This is a genomic window from Methanocaldococcus jannaschii DSM 2661 (assembly GCF_000091665.1).
GTDB classification, from domain to species: Archaea; AGJL01; Methanococci; order Methanococcales; family Methanocaldococcaceae; genus Methanocaldococcus; species Methanocaldococcus jannaschii.
This window is the reverse complement of record NC_001732.1, coordinates 22,759-41,386: the sequence shown is the minus strand read 5'-3', so window position 1 is coordinate 41,386 and position 18,628 is coordinate 22,759. Positions and strand designations below refer to the sequence as shown.

At 27.9% G+C, this 18,628-nt stretch carries 14 protein-coding genes and 1 pseudogene; 11 read left to right on the top strand and 4 right to left on the bottom strand.

Features of this window, described 5'->3' with window-relative positions; genetic code table 11:
- Positions 1 to 47: 47 nt before the first annotated feature.
- The 4 genes from MJ_RS09135 (at position 48) to MJ_RS09120 (ending at position 4,239) form a co-directional block, all read left to right on the top strand.
- Positions 48 to 1,265 (top strand): hypothetical protein, encoded by a 1,218-nt coding sequence (locus MJ_RS09135; RefSeq protein ID WP_064497000.1) that lies wholly within the window; start codon positions 48 to 50, stop codon positions 1,263 to 1,265.
- Positions 1,246 to 2,562 carry a hypothetical protein gene (locus tag MJ_RS09130; protein ID WP_010890079.1) on the top strand — a complete coding sequence of 439 codons (1,317 nt, stop codon included), beginning with the start codon at positions 1,246 to 1,248 and terminating at the stop codon, positions 2,560 to 2,562. Before MJ_RS09135 ends, MJ_RS09130 begins: the two co-directional genes overlap by 20 nt.
- Positions 2,563 to 3,593: 1,031 nt before the next feature.
- Entirely contained in the window at positions 3,594 to 3,791 is a 198-nt protein-coding gene (locus MJ_RS09125; RefSeq protein WP_064496999.1) for an antitoxin family protein, read from the top strand.
- Complete coding sequence (locus MJ_RS09120) at positions 3,778 to 4,239, top strand: type II toxin-antitoxin system VapC family toxin (RefSeq protein WP_010890077.1); 462 nt, start codon at positions 3,778 to 3,780, stop codon at positions 4,237 to 4,239. Before MJ_RS09125 ends, MJ_RS09120 begins: the two co-directional genes overlap by 14 nt.
- Before the next feature lies 1 nt (position 4,240).
- Here the strand turns inward: MJ_RS09120 and MJ_RS09900 are convergent.
- Positions 4,241 to 4,332 (bottom strand): annotated as a pseudogene (locus MJ_RS09900) (hypothetical protein); the annotation flags it as partial.
- A gap of 634 nt (positions 4,333 to 4,966) precedes the next feature.
- Here MJ_RS09900 and MJ_RS09115 point away from each other — a divergent pair.
- The 4 genes from MJ_RS09115 (at position 4,967) to MJ_RS09100 (ending at position 12,212) form a co-directional block, all read left to right on the top strand.
- The gene (locus MJ_RS09115) at positions 4,967 to 5,170 is read left to right on the top strand and encodes a histone family protein (RefSeq protein WP_010890076.1); all 204 of its coding nucleotides are present in this window, start codon (positions 4,967 to 4,969) and stop codon (positions 5,168 to 5,170) included.
- 867 nt (positions 5,171 to 6,037) lie between these two features.
- Positions 6,038 to 9,856 (top strand): DEAD/DEAH box helicase family protein, encoded by a 3,819-nt coding sequence (locus MJ_RS09110; protein WP_010890075.1) that lies wholly within the window; start codon positions 6,038 to 6,040, stop codon positions 9,854 to 9,856.
- Positions 9,857 to 10,351: 495 nt separating this feature from the next.
- The gene (locus tag MJ_RS09105) at positions 10,352 to 10,819 is read left to right on the top strand and encodes a C2H2-type zinc finger protein (protein ID WP_244409548.1); all 468 of its coding nucleotides are present in this window, start codon (positions 10,352 to 10,354) and stop codon (positions 10,817 to 10,819) included.
- A 373-nt stretch (positions 10,820 to 11,192) separates the two neighbouring features.
- Positions 11,193 to 12,212, top strand: coding sequence for an ATP-binding protein (locus tag MJ_RS09100; RefSeq protein WP_064496998.1), 1,020 nt, complete (start codon positions 11,193 to 11,195; stop codon positions 12,210 to 12,212).
- Positions 12,213 to 12,216: 4 nt separating this feature from the next.
- Here the strand turns inward: MJ_RS09100 and MJ_RS09095 are convergent, their stop codons facing one another.
- Positions 12,217 to 12,549, bottom strand: coding sequence for a hypothetical protein (locus MJ_RS09095; RefSeq protein ID WP_010890072.1), 333 nt, complete (start codon positions 12,547 to 12,549; stop codon positions 12,217 to 12,219).
- Positions 12,539 to 13,318: a ParA family protein gene (locus tag MJ_RS09090; RefSeq protein WP_010890071.1), complete on the bottom strand. Its 780-nt coding sequence runs from the start codon at positions 13,316 to 13,318 to the stop codon at positions 12,539 to 12,541. Before MJ_RS09090 ends, MJ_RS09095 begins: the two co-directional genes overlap by 11 nt.
- Positions 13,319 to 13,782: 464 nt before the next feature.
- Here MJ_RS09090 and MJ_RS09085 point away from each other — a divergent pair, with 464 nt between their 5' ends.
- The 3 genes from MJ_RS09085 to MJ_RS09075 all read left to right on the top strand — a co-directional run bounded on the left by MJ_RS09085 (position 13,783) and on the right by MJ_RS09075 (position 18,092).
- A complete protein-coding gene (locus MJ_RS09085; RefSeq protein WP_244409571.1) occupies positions 13,783 to 16,254 on the top strand; it encodes an outer membrane protein assembly factor BamB family protein in 2,472 nt (823 codons plus the stop codon).
- A 42-nt stretch (positions 16,255 to 16,296) separates the two neighbouring features.
- Positions 16,297 to 16,536 carry a PQQ-binding-like beta-propeller repeat protein gene (locus MJ_RS09080; RefSeq protein ID WP_010890069.1) on the top strand — a complete coding sequence of 80 codons (240 nt, stop codon included), beginning with the start codon at positions 16,297 to 16,299 and terminating at the stop codon, positions 16,534 to 16,536.
- Positions 16,537 to 16,811: 275 nt separating this feature from the next.
- On the top strand, positions 16,812 to 18,092 hold the full coding sequence (locus MJ_RS09075; RefSeq protein WP_244409569.1) for a hypothetical protein: 1,281 nt from the start codon (positions 16,812 to 16,814) through the stop codon (positions 18,090 to 18,092).
- Position 18,093: 1 nt separating this feature from the next.
- Here MJ_RS09075 and MJ_RS09070 read toward each other — a convergent pair whose 3' ends face one another.
- On the bottom strand, positions 18,094 to 18,537 hold the full coding sequence (locus MJ_RS09070; RefSeq protein WP_010890067.1) for a protein-tyrosine phosphatase family protein: 444 nt from the start codon (positions 18,535 to 18,537) through the stop codon (positions 18,094 to 18,096).
- Between the last annotated feature and the right edge of the window lie 91 nt (positions 18,538 to 18,628).

Here is an 18,628-nt window from a genome sequence, read left to right as displayed (position 1 = left end):
TTTAATACCTTACACTGTTTTTACTGTTATTAAGGAGTGTGATAATTATGGACACAATATTTGTTGGAAGTGCTATACCCGACATAACAAATCGTCCTCAGTTATACGAATGGTTAGAAAGAAACATGGAAAGGTCTTATAAAGACATTTTAGACGATACGAAATTAGAACCCGAACAAAATGTTGTAAAAACATATATTTTAGAGTCGAATATCCATCCCAAAAAATTATCAAGAATAATAAAAACTGGAAAAATAAAACCATTAGATGAATATGAGTTCTACATGTTACGTATTGGTGATGAAGGTTACTTTTTCATAGATGCTAAAAACCCAAGATTTTGGAAATTATACACATTACAAAAATCAGAAGAGTCTGATAAATATTTTAATAAATTAATAAGTCCAATAAAATCAAGATTAGATAACCTATGGATGCCCACAGGTGATTTAGAAAAATTCCTAAAAAAAGCAGATTATGTTAGGGGGTTATCAACTAAACATGATGAAACTCCATTTTACTTAGATAATGATGTTGAAGAGAGGGCTAATAAATTATCAATTAGTAGTAATGGGGAAAGTGTCTATGAGTTAATTAAAATTATCCAATCATTATCTTCAGATGAGATTCAAGAATTTGAAAAACTAATTAAGGATTTCCAATTGTTAAATGATACAAAAATAAAAAAGATATTTAACACTATCAAAAAATTACATGAATTTAAACACTTAATGAGAATTACAAAATCAAAAATAAAGATAGTTTCAGAAGATGATAAAGATAAATTTGTCTTGGAGGATATTTATTATTGGGGGAAATTTACAGTTAAAGGAACATCAATAGAAAAACACAATGAAATTGTAGATAAAACTATAGAAAATTACGAACAAAAAATTGAAATTATTGAAGATTCTCTAATTGACTATACTTCAAGTGATTGGGGCGATAGAATACCACTAATTTACGAATTTGAAAAAGAAATTGAAGATTTAAAAAACTTTGTAGAGGGACTAATATCAGTAAAAGAACCTTTTAAAATTTGGGGGTTAGCCAAACAAGTTGAAGAAGATATGTATTACATTTCAGGAGTGGATTTGCACAATGGAGATAGGTTTTCATTAGAAGTTACTCCATGGTGGATGAGACTATACTTACCTAAAGGCTCATGTGGAAACACTGCTCTAAGATTACTATCTAATATCCAACAGACGTATGATTCTGAGACAATTTTAGAGGTGGAAAAGTATGGGGAAAGAATTAGATAACAGAACTTTAGATTTTTATTTCGAGAAATATGGAAAGAAGAAAACCTCAACAGAACCTTCATATAAAGATATTATTGAATATATAACCGCTTTAATTTCAGAAAATCTTGAAGATTATCAATCTCAACATACTAAACTAATCAACATAATATTAAATCTTGTTTATCCTATAAAATATTTTCCCCATCATCTATATGACTTGGGATATCGACCCAAAAAAGGTAGTACTCTTGGTGTAAGAATCGTTCTTGATGGAATATATTATACTAAAAATGGCAATCCTGCAGAAATAACTCCAGATGTTATACTTGTTAATGATAATGATACACATGTTCTTATTTTTGAATGCAAATCTAAAAGTATCAAAAAAGAGCAATTAGAAAAATATCTGAAATTAAAAGAGAATCTACATGTTATTATAAACAAAGGATACATTTCTGTCACAAAAAATCCTAGATTATATAAGTCTGATGTAAGTTACATGTCATTTGATGACTTAACTACACATCCTGTTTTAAAAGATACAGAAGACATTCAAATTTTAAAAGTTTCACCTGGAGAAATTTCACTCGAACGTGGTAATTATGAAAATCAAAAGCTAAATAAAATATTTCCAATAACTTGGGGAGAAAAAGAGAAACCTTCCTATGATTTACTGATTTGCGATGCTGAGAATGACAAAGAGGGAAGTTTATTTAAAATTCTTATACTTAGAGAACTCGTATCTATGGCATTATCTGGACACGATGAGCCAGAAGTGGGGATGGTATTTAGTAAAAAGATTATTCTCCCAAAAGGTGAATACTCATTAGAAAGTTTAAAAGAAGATGATTTTAAAGAAATTGAAAACATTATACAAAAACTTTGTAAGAAGAAATGTATAATAGACAAAGAAAATAAATTATTAAGAGTAGATAAAGATATTGTAATATTACCAGAAAATAAACCTCTAAATGCAAATGTTCTTAAGTTAATTGATGCTCTCAATATTTCTATAAATATGGACTCACTTGTTGAAAAAGAGTTTACTGTAGGGACTATAATGGATGCATTATACAGAAGCACAAGTATCTCCATAATTGATTATTTCTATAAGGATTATAAAAACATAGTCAGTAAACGAATTGAAGAAACATTAAAGTTATTTAGTAATAGAAATTTAAAAGGATATCTTAAGAAAGTATCAAGAAAATGGAGAATTAAAGTGATTAAAGATAAAAGAATGGCAAGAAAATTTAAAGAATCATGTAAAGAAGAAATTGGAGCTATAAAAAGTTGGCAAACTACCTTAGACTAATCAGAAAAATAAACCCTCATCTTTCTACCACCTAATTATTTTTAATTTAGCAAAGACTATTCTAACCATATCTTACAACCTATTTTTGAACACACTCTATTAAAACCTAAAAAAACAAACTCACGAGAACAACATAATTACAAAGTAAAATAATACAACAATTAAATAACACTGCAATAACATAATACAACAATAACATAATTCAAATTTCCACTAAAAGAAATTCAAACACAACAACACCATAAGAATAACATAATTGCATAATAAAAGAATACAACTATTAATTAATAACATAATAAAATAATACAATAAAACAATAAAATAAATAACCTCTCTCCATTAAGGAAATACAAAATACAAATTATAATACAATAACTAAATAATACAATAATAACATGACAACATAATCCAACAATACAATAAAAACATAATACAAACTCCTACTAAAGAAAATACAAAATACCGATGCAAAATACAATCAAACAAAAAACAAAAGAAAACAAAACAAGCAAAAAAATAGGATAAAAACAAACAAAAACAAAAAATACAATCAAAATAAAACAATAATAAAAAATAAAAAAACTTGTCAAATTGTCAAATTAATAATTATATTAATTTAAATTTTAAAATAGAAAAATTAAAAAGAGGGGGAGGGGAGAGCCCGAGAGGGAGGGGGAGAAAAATAAGAAAAATGTAAGCACCACCTTTAAATATAGATGTTTTAGTAGTATTATTTCTCTGTTTATATGTTATATATTCATCGTTAGAAAGAGAGTGCATTGACTTTAAAGTCAATTCAGGTGGCAGCCTAAAAATGCTGCACGTTCAGAAACCAAGATAAGGGAGTATAAACGAAGAGTATAAAATAATAAAAAGTTAAATATATAATTATCATATACTCTCTGTCTATCATTTAAGAAACTGTCAAATTAAACTTTTCTCAATTCTCAAAAAACAATAATATACACTTCGAAAGAAGGTTTAAATATTACCTTAGAAAAATAGAAAAATAAAGGCCTCTGGTGATTTATATGTCAGAAATTATTGAAGTTATTTACGAAGATGGAGTTTTAAAACCATTAAAACCATTAAAAATAAAGGGTAAAAAGAGATTAAAAATTAAAATTGTTAATGATGATGTAGAAGAGTTTTTAAAATCTATGATAATAAAAAAGTGTAAAGATATCGATTATAAAAAATTAAAAGAGGCATATTATGAGTCCTTCTAATGTTTTTATTGATTCTTCAGTCATGGTTGGATTATTTATTGGAGATGAAAAAGCTCATAAATTATTATCTAAACTAATAAATGATGGTTTTATGTTATGCATAAATCCAATAGTCTTTTCTGAAACAATGTTTAAAGTGACATTTCATATAGCATTAGAAGATGGAATTAGAGGAGTTTATGATTTAAAAAAGAATTTAAATAGATATTCTTGGGTATATGAAGAAGTTAGAGAAAAAATTGATAAAATGATTAAAATGAACTACTTAAAAATATTAGATACAAATTGGGAAGTTTTAAAATTAGCTCCTGAAATAGGTAAAAAATACAACCTTTTAACAAACGATGCAATCATAATAGCCACTTGTAAATATTATAGGATAAATAAATTAGCTACCTTTGATTCTGACTTTGAAAAAGTAGATTTTATTGAGATAATTAAAGAATAATTTACAGTACTCTTTTTATTGCATTCCAAACCAAATAACTTTGTGGTTTTAAAGTTCCCTCAATAGGATTAAGAATAAAATATTTCTTTTAACTGATTTTAAAGTTAATTCAAATAGTAGTTTGAAAATTACTACATTTTCATGAAATACTATATAAATAAGGTGAAGTTGCCAATTTGAACCCTAACTAATGATAAAAAACATTTATATATTGGTTCAGTAGAATGACCAATATTAGCAATATTATGGTTCAATTGAACGACTATATTTTTACGAGGACCCAATAATACTATCTGGAGTTTTATGGTTATTTTAAATAATAACATAATGTAATAATTATGTTATTATGTTATTGTTTAATTTAATAATTCAATAATTAAATTTTGATTAGTATGTCGGTGGATGTGTTTATGATGTGATGGGTGACATTTCTTTTTTGTGAATTGACTTTGAAGTCAATTCATATAAGAAATTTATTAACCCCACCTTTGAATTTCTTTTAGTGGAAACTCAAAGTTATTTTATTATGTTATTGTGGAGTTATTGGATTATTGCATTACTAAATTATGATTTTATGATATTATTGAATGATTGTATTATTGTATTATGGTTTTACTTATTTTAGTTTCGAGTTTCCATTAAGGGAGCTTAAAGTTTAGCAAATTTGAACTCCCACTTTGTAGGTTATTAGAGCTTCTACACTCTACATATACAAAGAGGTAGTGTTGTGACTGAGCTTCCAGTTGCACCATTTGAGAGAATCTTGAAAAAAGTTGGAGCTGAAAGAGTTAGTAGGGCTGCAGCAGAATACTTAGCAGAGGCATTTGAAGAAATTGCATTAGAAATTGCTAAGGAAGCAGTTGATTTAGCTAAGCACGCAAAGAGAAAAACAGTAAAAGTTGAAGATATAAAATTAGCTTTAAAGAAATAAGCCCATTTTATCCATTTGTTTATTATAACACTATTTTTGAATATAATTATAAGTAAATTATATATATAGAATGTCTCTTTTGTAAATTGAATTCAACGCCAATTCACTGTACTAATAAAAGTGGTTAAAGACGTAACTAAAAATGTAACACTAGACAAAAGACATTAATGTTTTAATATTATTTTAGCCCCTATTTCGCACATTTTTCTTACCCAACTTAATCCACATATTTTTATAGAATAATTATAATACTATATAAGAGATTTATAAGAGTTTACAGAAGATAAAAAAGACACAAAAAATAAGATAATAACAATAAATGTAGATTTAATGCTTTTCTTTTTAAAATATAAAACATAAATGCTGCTAACAATTTTATCAACCACACAACGAATTAAGAAAAAATAGGCATTATTATCAAAAAAATAATTTTGTAATCAAGCAATACTATGATTTCATAGTATATAAACCTTTTTATTTGAAAAATATAAACTTTTAGTTATAAAATTAGAAGATAAAGTGTAAAAACATGCAAAAATCCGAAAAATATATATATACTAACTACCTAATAGATATGTCAGGAAAAATTTTCAGAAAAAGTTATATGATATAAATCCAAATATACAAATTCAAAAAATAACTAAAAGTTTATATACTTCAAAAAATAATATAGAAATGGTCGCCCCCTGAAAATGTTTCTTATACTCTTTAAATTACATAGATTGTATCAAAAGAGCTCAGTATTGTATTGCATTATATGTTAAGGTATTGCAACATTAGGGAGTATTTAGTGTAGGCATGGTCGAGGTGTATGACCAAGAGATGTGACCAATGAATATATACTACCCACAGTAAGGTGAGTGACCAATGAATAATATACTATCTAATAGTATAAAAAGTTTGCGGTATTGGGATGATCAAACTGTAAAAGCTATTTTTGATAAGTATCAAATAAATGTTAGTGGAATTTACAATATCTCAGATGATATTTTAGAATCTGATTTAAAATTACACATTGCACAGTTGCTATTTTTGATTGTCAAACATAAAGAAGAATTTTCAGTATATCTTGGAGAAACTCATTTAGAAAAAATTTTGAAAAAATTAGTAAAACAGTTTAAGTATTTAGAAATTAGATTTTTAGGAAAATTTAAGGGTAAAAAACAATTTTTCATAGATATTTCAGATTTACACGTTGATAATATTTTAGAAAAAACTGAAGAAATCATAAAATTAATAAAAAAACAGTATGAGTATATTAAAAAACAAAAGAAAAGAAGATTAGATGGGGTTTATGTCGGAATTGCCCCAAGAAAGGAAAAAAGAGGGGATGCGGGAGCTGCCACTGCTTGGAGTTATATTGCATTTGATTTTGACGTTGAAGAGTGGAAGACAAACAAAATGCCTACAGAAGAAGAAATTATGGAAAAATTGATTAAATATTTATCAAAATTCGTAGAGAAGGATATACTTCCACATAAAGTGGCATTTACTGGGGGAGGATTAAGATTCATATTATATCCTGAAAGACCTATTTTAGAAGAAGAATTAATACTACTAAGAATGATTGCTGAAGATTTAGGGGCAGATATTGCAATGTATGATTTGGCAAGAGTTGATAGGCTGGTAGGAACTTACAATTATAAGGAAAAATATGGTAGTCCAAGACCATGTGTTACAATAGCCCAGTTGACAGATGAAGAAGATATTGAAAAATTGTTAACTCCAATAATATTGTATGAGAAGTTTGGAATTATTGAAAATTATAAAGAATTTGAAGTATTATTCAATGAAAAAAGAGAAGAATTATACAATAAGCGAGGATTAAACAACATTACCACAACAATTAATAGATTAATAAAAAAACCAAATCTTAATAAAACTATATTGCAAGATATAAATAAAAGAATTTACAAATGGTTATATACTATACAAGATAAATTAACTAAAAAATTGGGTAAAAGATGGATTGAAAAACTCCTCTCCTACTTGGGAATTGATTATAAATATGGTAAAAATGGAACCAGATTAGACTTATGGAGTTTATTCTTTGATGATGGGAAAAATCCTGACTGTTCTATTTACATTAATGAGGGATATAATGCAGTAATGGTAGATTTCCACGATCCAAATATGAGATTTATTGCATTAGCAGGATTATGGATGATTAAAGAATTTAGGGATAAAATAATAGAATTTTTAAAATTACACAATATTAATCCAAAGCCATCCACTTATAGGACTGTTAGAGAGATAATGAATGAACTACTCGATAGAGAAACAATAAAGATAGAAGCAGAAGGATACTTACCAAAAGAGGCTATAATAAAAGCATACCAATTATCTATTGAACAAGGAGTTCCAGTATTTCTTAAAGCAGACACTGGAAGGGGGAAAACTTATACTCTAACAAGAAATACAAGAGAAATTAAAGAGGTATTTAAAAAACATGCTATAGCAGTGGCATTCCCATATAAAATACAAGTTTTACAAGTAGGGGCAGGATTACACGCTGATGGAGTAGTAGTTCCAATGTATTATGAAGATGGGAAAAAATTGGATAAGAATACTATTCATTATTTGACCATTGGGACCTACGACCAAGTTGAAAATATGCTTAATGATTTATGTTATGACACTTATAAAGGGGAGAAAATTCAAGTTGCTAATGAAGAGGATATTCTATTGGCAATAGATGAAGCACATGATTTAGTAATCCAAAAAGAGTTTAGAAAAAGGGCAATAACAGGGGTAAAAAAGTGTATAGACAGGGCTGGAGGTTGTGTCTTACTAACTGCAACTCCAGAGTTAATTAATTTGAATAACTATCCAGTTATAGAAGTGGAATTTAAAGATGAGAAAAAATTATTTGAAAGATGTTCTATCCATATTGCAAAAAATATTATTGGAGAGTTTTGTGAATACATCCTACTAATGTTTAGACAGGGATGGATAAAAAATGCTGTAGTTTTAGTTGATAATAAGAAAATGATTGAGAATATAAAATATACTTTAGAATTGTATGGTTTTAACAAGCCAATTTACGTTATAACAAGAGAGACTGTTGGAATTGACAAGGCAAGTAAAATGATTATTAATGAAGAAAAAGTACCAGAAGAGGGGTTAATTTTAGCCACAAGAGTCATTTCTGAGGGAGTTAATATTAAAAATCATGTTGATTTGGTATGGGCATTGTATTGTAAGAGTGCTACCACCATTAGACAGTTTATTGCCAGATGTAGGAATGGTGGGGGAGAGTTAATTGTCACAGCACCTTTTAAAGAAAGAGAAGAAGAGCCAATGATTATTGATTATAATGCAATGATTGAAATGTTTAAGGAAAATTATAAACTATTAAAAGAGTATTTAGAAACGGATATTGAAGTTTTAAAAGAATTGGATAAAAATTATAAGAAAGTGTTGATTTCTCAAATTCAAAATGCAATATATTATGATGAGGAAAAGAAGGATTGGGTTTTAGATGAAGATGAAATAGCACACATTTATAATAGTCTATTAGAGGCCCATATTACAAGAGATTATAAATTACTAAAAGAGTATTTAGAAAAAACTACTGGCTATGAGTTTGCAATTAAAACAATAAAAGAGTTAAAAGAAAGTAAGCTGGATAAGTTCTTAAAATATAATTATCTCGAATATCTTGAAAAAGTTAGTGCAAAACATATAATTATTGCATTTAAAGAATATGGAGTGAATGAAATCAAAAATGCCTTGGAATATAATAATTATAAGAAATTTAAAGATTGTAGGGATGAATACACTCCACAATTAATAAAAAAACACTCAAAAAGGATTAACAGGAGTATAAACGTGTTAAAAGATGTTTATAATATTCCAGAAGTTATAGAAGTGTATAACCTAATGTTGAATAAAGGAAAAGATGATGATAAAAAATCGAACTTAGATGAAAATACTATTAAAAAATGCTTAGAAGAAATTAACGAGTATAAGAAAATTGTTAAAGAAATTAATGAAAATGAAGATAGAAAAACAAAGAAAATTTACCATATTGATTTGAAATTGTTAGAGGAACATAAGGATAAACTCTCAACATTGGCAAGAATTATAGAAGAGCTAATTCTAAAAACATTCTTATGCCCTCCATCAAAATGGGGTAAGATTCAAAGGATTATAAGAGCAGTATGGAATATTGTAGTAGGAGAAGATGATGAGAGATTAGATAGGAGAAAGTTAGGGTTAAGGTCATTAGTTGCAAAAGTGTTAATAAAAGTTAGAGATTTTGCCATTGAAAGACAAAAATTCAAAATTAGAGAATTAATAGAGGTTATAAAAGAAGAATGTGGATTCACTCTAACCTTGGATGAAGTTAGAAGATTGATAAGAGCAATATTTAATTGTGTAATTAGAGGAGTAAAAAAACTGGGGGAAAATGCAGTAGTTGAAATAAAAGAACTTAACAAAGAGTTTAAAACGCTATATGAGATTATAAAACAAAATATTAACTCTAACAGTGTTGAAAAGTGTGAAAAAGTTATTGAAAAGAAAATTGAAGAAAATGGAGGGGAAATATTAGAAATGGAATTATATGAACTAATTGTTGAAAAATTGAAGTTTGTTGAAGAAGTATTCTATAAAGCATTAGAAAAGTTGAAAAAGTTGGGGGTAATATACGAGCCAAAACCTGGATTGCTGCGGATTACCTAATTAAAACAACAATACAAAAAAGTGATGATGAATTTTAAGAGTTTTATAATATTAATCAATATATTTAAATATTTTATTAATAAACATTAGCAAAAATTAATAGATATAACAATACATTTAAATCTTATGCAAACAAATAGATAATAAATTTAAAAGTAAGAATGAATTTCCGCAACAAGATTGCACTTTTTGCGTGTATTATGTAAGGGATAATTCCCTTTACTAAAATTCTCAAAAATTGCTGCAGGTTGGTTGTCTCTCTTAACTCAAAATTGCTAGGGAGGAAAGTTTTGTCTTTGTTTATTTTATAACAATGGCATTTAATGTGCTAAATGTCACATTTTTCATCTTTTCTTTTTATTTGCATTCTTTGTGTTTGTTACTAGGCTTAGGATAGTTTTAAATATGGATTACTTTACATATTGATAGTATGGGGGAATACATTGCATTTGACATTTTGCTATTTTTCAAATTTTGGATATTCTAGGTGAGATTGTGAATGTTGATGAGTATGTTGAGAAGTTAGAGCTTCAAAAGAATGATATTGGTTTTTATAAATGTCCTTTTTGTGATTATACTAATGCTGATGCTAAGGTTGTTAGGAAACACGTTAAAAGTAAGCATTTAGAAGAGATTGAAAAAGAGCTTAAAAAGTTGGAAAGTCAAAAATCTAAAAATAATGGTAAAAAACAAACTGGCCAGAAAAAACAGGGCAAAGGTAAAAAGCAGCCAAAGAGGGTTAGGGAAACGTGTGTTAGTACTCAAGAGAGAAAAGATTATGTTTTATTCTTTTGCCATAATCATAAGGTTAGGTTGCATTTGGCTAATGGTGAAGTGTTGGAGGGCAAATGCTGTTGTAAGGACCCTTATACTGTCTTGGTTGATGTTGGAAAGGGAGATGTTGTTATTGTAAATAAGGCTTATATTGTAAAATATGTTCCATTGGATTTGGAGAAGCTTTAGGTCATTATTTATCTATAACTGTGAATTGACTTCAAAGTCAATTCACCACTTTATTATTTTTAGTTAATGAATTATTTTATTATTGCAATATTGCAATGTTGTTTTGTGTATTTAAATTTTTAAGTAATTGTTTAATGCCATTGTTAAATAATTATTGTATAAAGAATTATGGAATAATGTTATTATGTTATAATGCAATTAAATTATGATGTAATAAAATAATACAATAGGTAGTGTGGTTATGATGTCATAAAGACAGTAAAGGTTAATTTTCAACTTTAGATTCACAGCTAATGTAATATGGCATGTTCAACTTTTAAATACTCTAAAATAATATTTTTAATTAAAATAAAGAGTTTATTTGGGTGAAATTATGAAATTCTATGATAGAGAGAAAGAACTCAACTATCTAAAAACCTACTGTCAGTTAGAACCTAATTCTATCCTTTTTGTTTATGGTCCTAAATCATCTGGTAAATCTACGGTAATGAGGAGAGTTATTAAGGAGTTAGAAAACAGTAATATAGTGTTTTTCTATTATAATTTAAGAAAATATGCAACACCAACAAGGGATGAGTTTTTAAGAGTATTTTTTGAAAAGTCGGATAAAAAATATCTATTAAATAAGTTAGAACTTAACTTGGGAGTTTGTAAGTTTGGAATTGAAGAGAATTTTGACTTTAATAACTTATGCCTAAATGATGTCTTTGCTAAGATAAATGAGAGTATTAACGCAGTTGTTGAAGAAGGAAAAAAGCCAGTTTTAATAATTGATGAGTTACAAAAGTTGAAGAATATTTATTTTAATGGAGGAAAGTCATTATTAAACGAATTGTTTAACTTATTCGTCTCTCTAACTAAAATGGAACATTTATGCCATGTTATATGCTTAACTTCTGATACATTATTTATTGATGAAATCTATAGGAATTCAACATTAAAAAATGCCTCTGAGTATTATTTAATTGACTGGTTAAGAAAAGGAACTATAAGGAATATTTTAAAAGAAGAAGGTTTTAGCGAAGAAGAGATTAATTATGCTTTAGACTATTTATCATTGCCTTATGAGATTTCTCAACTGATAAATAATAAGAAGTTAGGTTTATCTGTTGAACAAACTATAAAACAGTGGATTAATGTTGAAAAAGATGGGCTAAAATACCTTATAGATACAACCGATTTAGATGAGGAGGGGCTTTATAATGTTTTATCTAAATTCAAGGACAAGATAAAAATCTCCTATGATAAGGAAGTTAAAAAAGAGGAAATGAAATATTTAAAATTCCTAATTGAGAATGAAATATTGTTTTATGATGTGATAAATGGAATAATCAAACCGACATCTATTATCGAATGGCATGCTATAAAGGAGATTATAAATGCAATGCAATAATTATTTATTCTTCTTTTATTTCAATACCCAACCTATCAGCAAATTCTTCAAACCTATCTTCTTCAGCCAGTTTAACAACCCTTTTAAATTGTTCTTCTGGAAGTATTTTCCATAATGCATAGAGGACTGCAACACCCTTATCTACAACTTCTCCTTGGCTACCAACTTTTTTCCCATACATTTCAATAATTTTTTCATGAGTAGTGTTTTTTATCCTTAGAGTTTTTGACATTTTTTCTTCTTGTGGTTCTTTTTTTGGTAGTGAAGTTATCTGTTTTACTGTCCCAGAACTAATTTCTTTTAATTTTTTTAATGCATTCAAATCATCATTTGACATTTTCTATCACCCACTCAGCAAGTTCTGAGAATGCAACACTTGCAGGATTATTAGCATCAAATTTAAACACAGGTTTTCCCTCACGTTCTGCCTTTTCAACAGTAATAGTTCTTGGAATTACTCCAATTACTGGAATGTTAGGATAGAGTTGTTTTAACTGTTCTAACCTCTTTTGTGGAATTTTTGATTGTTTAGAGTACTTGTTGAAAATAAACCCTAAAACTTTAAGTTTTGGATTCAAGTTTGATTCTTTTATTTCCTCAACAGTATCTAACATTAGTTGAACTCCTGCAATACTAAAATAACTTGGCTCACATGGGATGATAATATAATCAGATGCCACTAATGAATTTATTAAAAATAGTCCTAATGATGGGGCATTATCAATTATTATGTAGTCATAATTTTCTTTGATTTGGTTAATGATATTTTTCAACTTCATTTCCCTTGCATAAGCATTAACTAACATTTTTTCTACAGCAGAAAGCTGCAAGTGGGAGGGGATTAAATCTAACTTATCATTAATTTTTATAATAGACTCTTCAATTTCTTTCTTCTTAACAGAATTTTTTGATAATAGTATTCCAATATTTTTATCAGCATAATCTAATAATTTCATTCCCAAAATTCCAAAGGATAAGTTGAATTGTGGGTCTAAATCGATTACTAAAGTATCATACCCCTTTTCTGCAAGTGTAAATGATAGGTTTAATGCTATTGTTGTTTTTCCAACACCCCCTTTTTGATTTGCAATTGAAATTACAACCATAAACTCTCACCATTAGATATTCTATTATTTTATTACAGTATTATGGCATTACATTATTTCATATTTAAATTATTGGTTATATGTTTAACTGTTTAATGCAATAATGTAATAATAAACTTTTATAGAGTATTTCTTTATAAGGAATGTTAAGGGATGAATGGACTTTAAAGTCAATTCAGACATATAATTAAAGAATGCTGTAGATTACTTCTTTTAGTGAAACCTCCAAAAACTCATTATGGAATTATGGTAGGGGGCATTGATAATGTTACAAATCTTAATAAGTGCAAAATTAAAGTTGGGTTATTGAATTTAATATGCTATTAAGGTATAATGAAATTATAATAAAAATATGGTGAAGTGTTAGAGACACTTGTAATGGAATTATTAATCTAATTTCGATAATTGAATGGTGTGTTATTAGAAAAATTTTGAAATAAATAAAAGTTTTTTTGGTGATGAGAATGGTTTTTGTAGAAAATAAAATCAATGGAGTTGAAAACATTAGACAAGAGATAGATAATTTAAACGTATCAAACTATAAAGAAATATATGACAAATTTAAAAATGTTTTTAGCAAAAATAGAGATATATTTAATTATTACGTGGATAAATTAATTGAGTTAATGAAAAATTTAGATGATAATGAGTTATCACTTGAAATTGATAAGTTTATGTTATGTATTTTAAAAGATAGCATAATATGGGAGTTTAAGGCAGGGGGGAGTGTATGGGATTTGTCCATCAAAGATATCAAAGATAATATTATAATATTAGGGTGTAGTAACCATCTTTTTGCCCTTGATATTAAGACAGGGAATAAAATATGGGAATATAAAGTAGAGCACAATGTAGATAGTTTATTCATCAAAGATAATATTGTAATGTTGGAATATAGAGGTGGGCATGTTTGCGTTCTTGATGTTATGACTGGGGATAAAATATGGGAGTCCAAGGTAGGAGAGCGTATGTGGGGTTTTTCTCTCAAAGATAATATTGTTATATTGGGTGATGGGGATAAATACATTTATGCTATTGATGTTAGGACAGGAGGTAAATTGTGGGAGTTTGAAGCAGAGTGGTGTGTATGGGAGTTATCTATCAAAGATGATAAAATAATATTGAGATGTGAGGATGAATATGGGTGTGAATATTTTTATGTCCTTGATATTAAAACAGGTGAGAAAATATTAGAGTTTGGTGGAGAGTGGCATGTAAGTGATTTATTGATAAGTGGGGATGTTACTATATTGGCAGACATGTGGGGGTGTGTCTATGCCCTTGATACTAACCTGTATTCAAAAATACAAAGAGTTAGGCCACAACTAACTAATATAATGAAAGAAATAGTAAAGATAGATTTAACCCTATTAAAAAAATCACTTAATTTGAATGAATGGGATGAACTACCAATACAAATAACAAACAAATCATTAAAAGATATAACAATATCGAAAATTTCAATAATAAACGAAGAAGATATTTTATTTAAAGACATAGAGCCGATAAAAATTAGAGGAAGAGACACAAAAGTCATTAACCTTTTTATAAATCCAAAAGTTAAAGGAAAACTACCGATAGATATTGTTGTAGAGTTTGAAGATGAATTTAACATACGATACAAAGAAAGATTTACAGAAGTATTAACAATTACAAAATTTAAAGGAGATAATGTAGATGACATGAGGCCAGAAAAAATTGACAAAATCCTAAAACAAGAGATAGATAATTTAAACACATCAAACTATAAAGAAATATACAGCAGATTTAAAAACATTTTCAATGAAAATAGGGCTGTATTTAATTATTATATGAATAAGTTAATTGAATTGGTAAATAACTCAAATGATGAGTTAGCAATTAATGTTGGTAAGTTTATATTGGATATTTTAGGGATTAAAAGAGTAGATGAGTTATTGTGGGAGTTTAGGGCAGAGGGGGGTGTAAGGTTATTATCTATTAAAGGTGATATTGTAATATTAGGATGTGTTTCGGGACATGTTTATGCCATTGATATTAAAACTGGTAAGAAATTATGGGAATTCAAGGCAGAGGATACAGTATGGGGTTTGTCTATTAAAGATGATATTGTTGTATTAGGATGTGGAAATATATTTGAGAGCATTGTCATGTTGAAAAATGGAAAAATATTGGAGGAAGGGTATGCTTATGCTCTTGATATTAATACAGGAAGAGAAATATGGAGGTCTAAGATAAAGCATGATGTAAGGAGTTTATCTATTAAAGACGATATTGTTGTGTTGGGATGTAAAAAAGGATATATACTTGCCCTTGATATTAATGCAGGAAATATGTTATGGGAGTTTAAAGCAAAATCAGGAAAATCCATACGGAATTTATCCATAAAAAATGACATTTTGCTATTTGGATGTGATAATTATCTTTACGCTCTTGATATTGACACTGGTAGAGAACTATGGAGGTTTAAGGCAGAAGGAGAGGTAAAGAGTTTATCTATTAAAAAGGATAATGTATTGTTGGGATGTAGGGGAGGTTATGTTTATCTTCTTGATATTAATACAGGAGAGAAGATGGAAAGATTTAAGGTAGTAGGGTCTGTATTAAGATTATCTATTAAAGATGATATTGTAATATTGGGATGTAATCGAGAATGTGTCTATGCTCTTGATATTAATGCAGGGGAGAATTTATGGGCATTTAAGACAGATGGGGATGTGAATGGTTTGTCTATTAAAAATGATGCTGTATTATTAGGATGTGATAATTATCTTTATGCTCTTGATATTAACACTGGTGAGGAAATATGGAAGTTTAAAACAGAAAGTGCAGTGTTAGATTTGTCCATCAAAGACAATATTGTAATATCAGGATGTAAAAGAGGACATGTTTATGCCCTTGATTTCAATATAATTAAAAACTACTCAATAATACAAAAAATCAAACAAGTATTATGATTCAAAAATTAATTCAACATCAGTAGAGATAATGGTGTTAAGATGTTAGAATTAAGAAGTTTATCTATTAGAGGTGGTATTGCAGTATTAGAATGTGGAAGAAGATGTATCTCTGCCATTAATCTAAAAACTGGAGATAAAATTTGGGAGTTCAAAACTGAGTGGGATATAGAGTCAATATCTATAAAAGATAATCGTGTGATGTTAAAATGTAATGGAAGACGTCATATTTATATCGATTTAAAAACAGGAAGGAAAATTCGAGAATTGATAATATTGTAATATTAAGATGTGGAAAAGGAGTATGTACATATATTTGATTTCAATGTAATTAAAAATATATTACCAAAAATTTGAAGAAGAGAAACTACACCTATAGGAATTGTTGCTAATAATAAACACTTAGTATGGATTTGATTTCTGTTAAGGAAAATAGAAACTCAATAGAGGTTAAAATATTAGCAGAGCTTTTAGTGTAAATATTTATAAAATTTATATTAATTTATATTTAAGAACTGCAGTACATTTATATTTGAAAGATGTGGAGAGGAGTGGGGATGGTAGTTCAGCAATTTATCAACAGGATTAGAAACTGTCCATTAGCAAGAGATATTATTAAAAAGTTCTTTATCCCAGTTATTAAAGAGAGAAAAAATATAGAAAAAGAAGTTGAAGATATACTTAAAGTATTAAGAAAAAATTATTGTTCTGGAGAATATGCTAATAAAGATTGTATCTGTGCATGGTTTAAATTCTTTGAAGATGTCGGAAGGTTACATGAAGCACTAGAATTAAAAGCATTTTGGGAGATAATATTCCCAAATCATTTAAATGATTTAAGTGAATCATTGCAATTGTTTATTTCAAATTATGCTTATATGAGACCTTTTGGGAGTAGTTATAGCTCCATAAGAGTAAGAATCCATGGATTTATTGGGGCAGTTTGCATAGATAGAAATTTCAATTTACATAACAATACTTGGATTAGTAATATATGCAATTGCTATGAAAATAATCTAAGAATGTTAGGATTGGGCTTCTATACAAGTGACACTTTAGACCCAAGATACAATATAAATCCGAGTTGTAACATAAATTCAACTACCACAAATAAATGTGGTTTATTATACATTATTAGTAATACTCAAATAACAGCTTCATTAGTGTCTTATCTACTTAATTTATTAAGAAATGGAAATATCTACGACGCATACAACTTTTTAATTAGAATTAGAGGAGTTGGAGATAAAATAGCTTGTCTATTCCTTAGAGATATTTCAATTATTCACAATTTGATGTTATATGGAGATTGCAGGGATTTGTTATACAAGCCTATTGATAGAGTAGTTAAAAAAGTCATTGAGGAATTAGTTAAATGTAAATGTAAATTAAATTATAATTTTGACATTAATGAAGTTTTAGAGAAATTTGATTATACAGAATGTAGATGTATTCAAAAACTTCGTAAAAATGCAAAAATAGATAGCAATGATTTTAAAACTCTTTATCCATATAAAATATTCCTCTATGAATATTCAAAGAAATGCAAATTAGACCAAAGATATGTAGAAATGGGTATGTGGTTCTTTAACAGCAAAGTTGCAAAGTATTACAATAGGAGGTTATGTAAATACACAATACAAGAAGCATGTAAAGACTTAATTAAAAGATTAAGAAAAGCTATCAACAACACGAACATAAGATACATTGGAAATAATCAATTTGAAATCAATATTAACGGTAAAATCATTATCGTTAGTGAAGATGAACTTATCGACCTCATCCTTAAAGGTGAAATAGAAATATATGATGAACTCTTAGATATAATCTTCTTTTAATTCATAATCTCTTTTTCAAATACTCCATTACAAACTCCTCTTGTTCTTCTGTCTCAACCGCACACTCACAGTAACATTCTCTAACATATTCTATTGGATTTTCAACGCCATTTAAACCAGCCCAAATAGCCAAAACAGTTCCAGTTCTTCCATGTCCACCGATACAAGAGACAACGACTTCTCTCCCATTAGAAACATGATACTTTATAAAATCAACAATCAAATCCATATCCTCAACTGTAGGAATACCATAATCCTCAATTGGCACGTATAAAGTTGGAATTTTCATCGGATATTCTATAATCTCACACCACCTCCTTAACCACAACTCATCCAATATTACAAACCCTCCAATCCTATCCATTAAATTAAATGGAAAGTAAGGAAAACTTGCTGGTCTTACGCCAAAAATACTAACCTCTCCATTATGCCTACATTTTCCCATACTGCCACCTAAAATACAATCTTAATTCTTTTTAATCACATCAAATAATGTTATTTCAAAGATACCTTTAATGCCCTGTTGTTAATTAGGT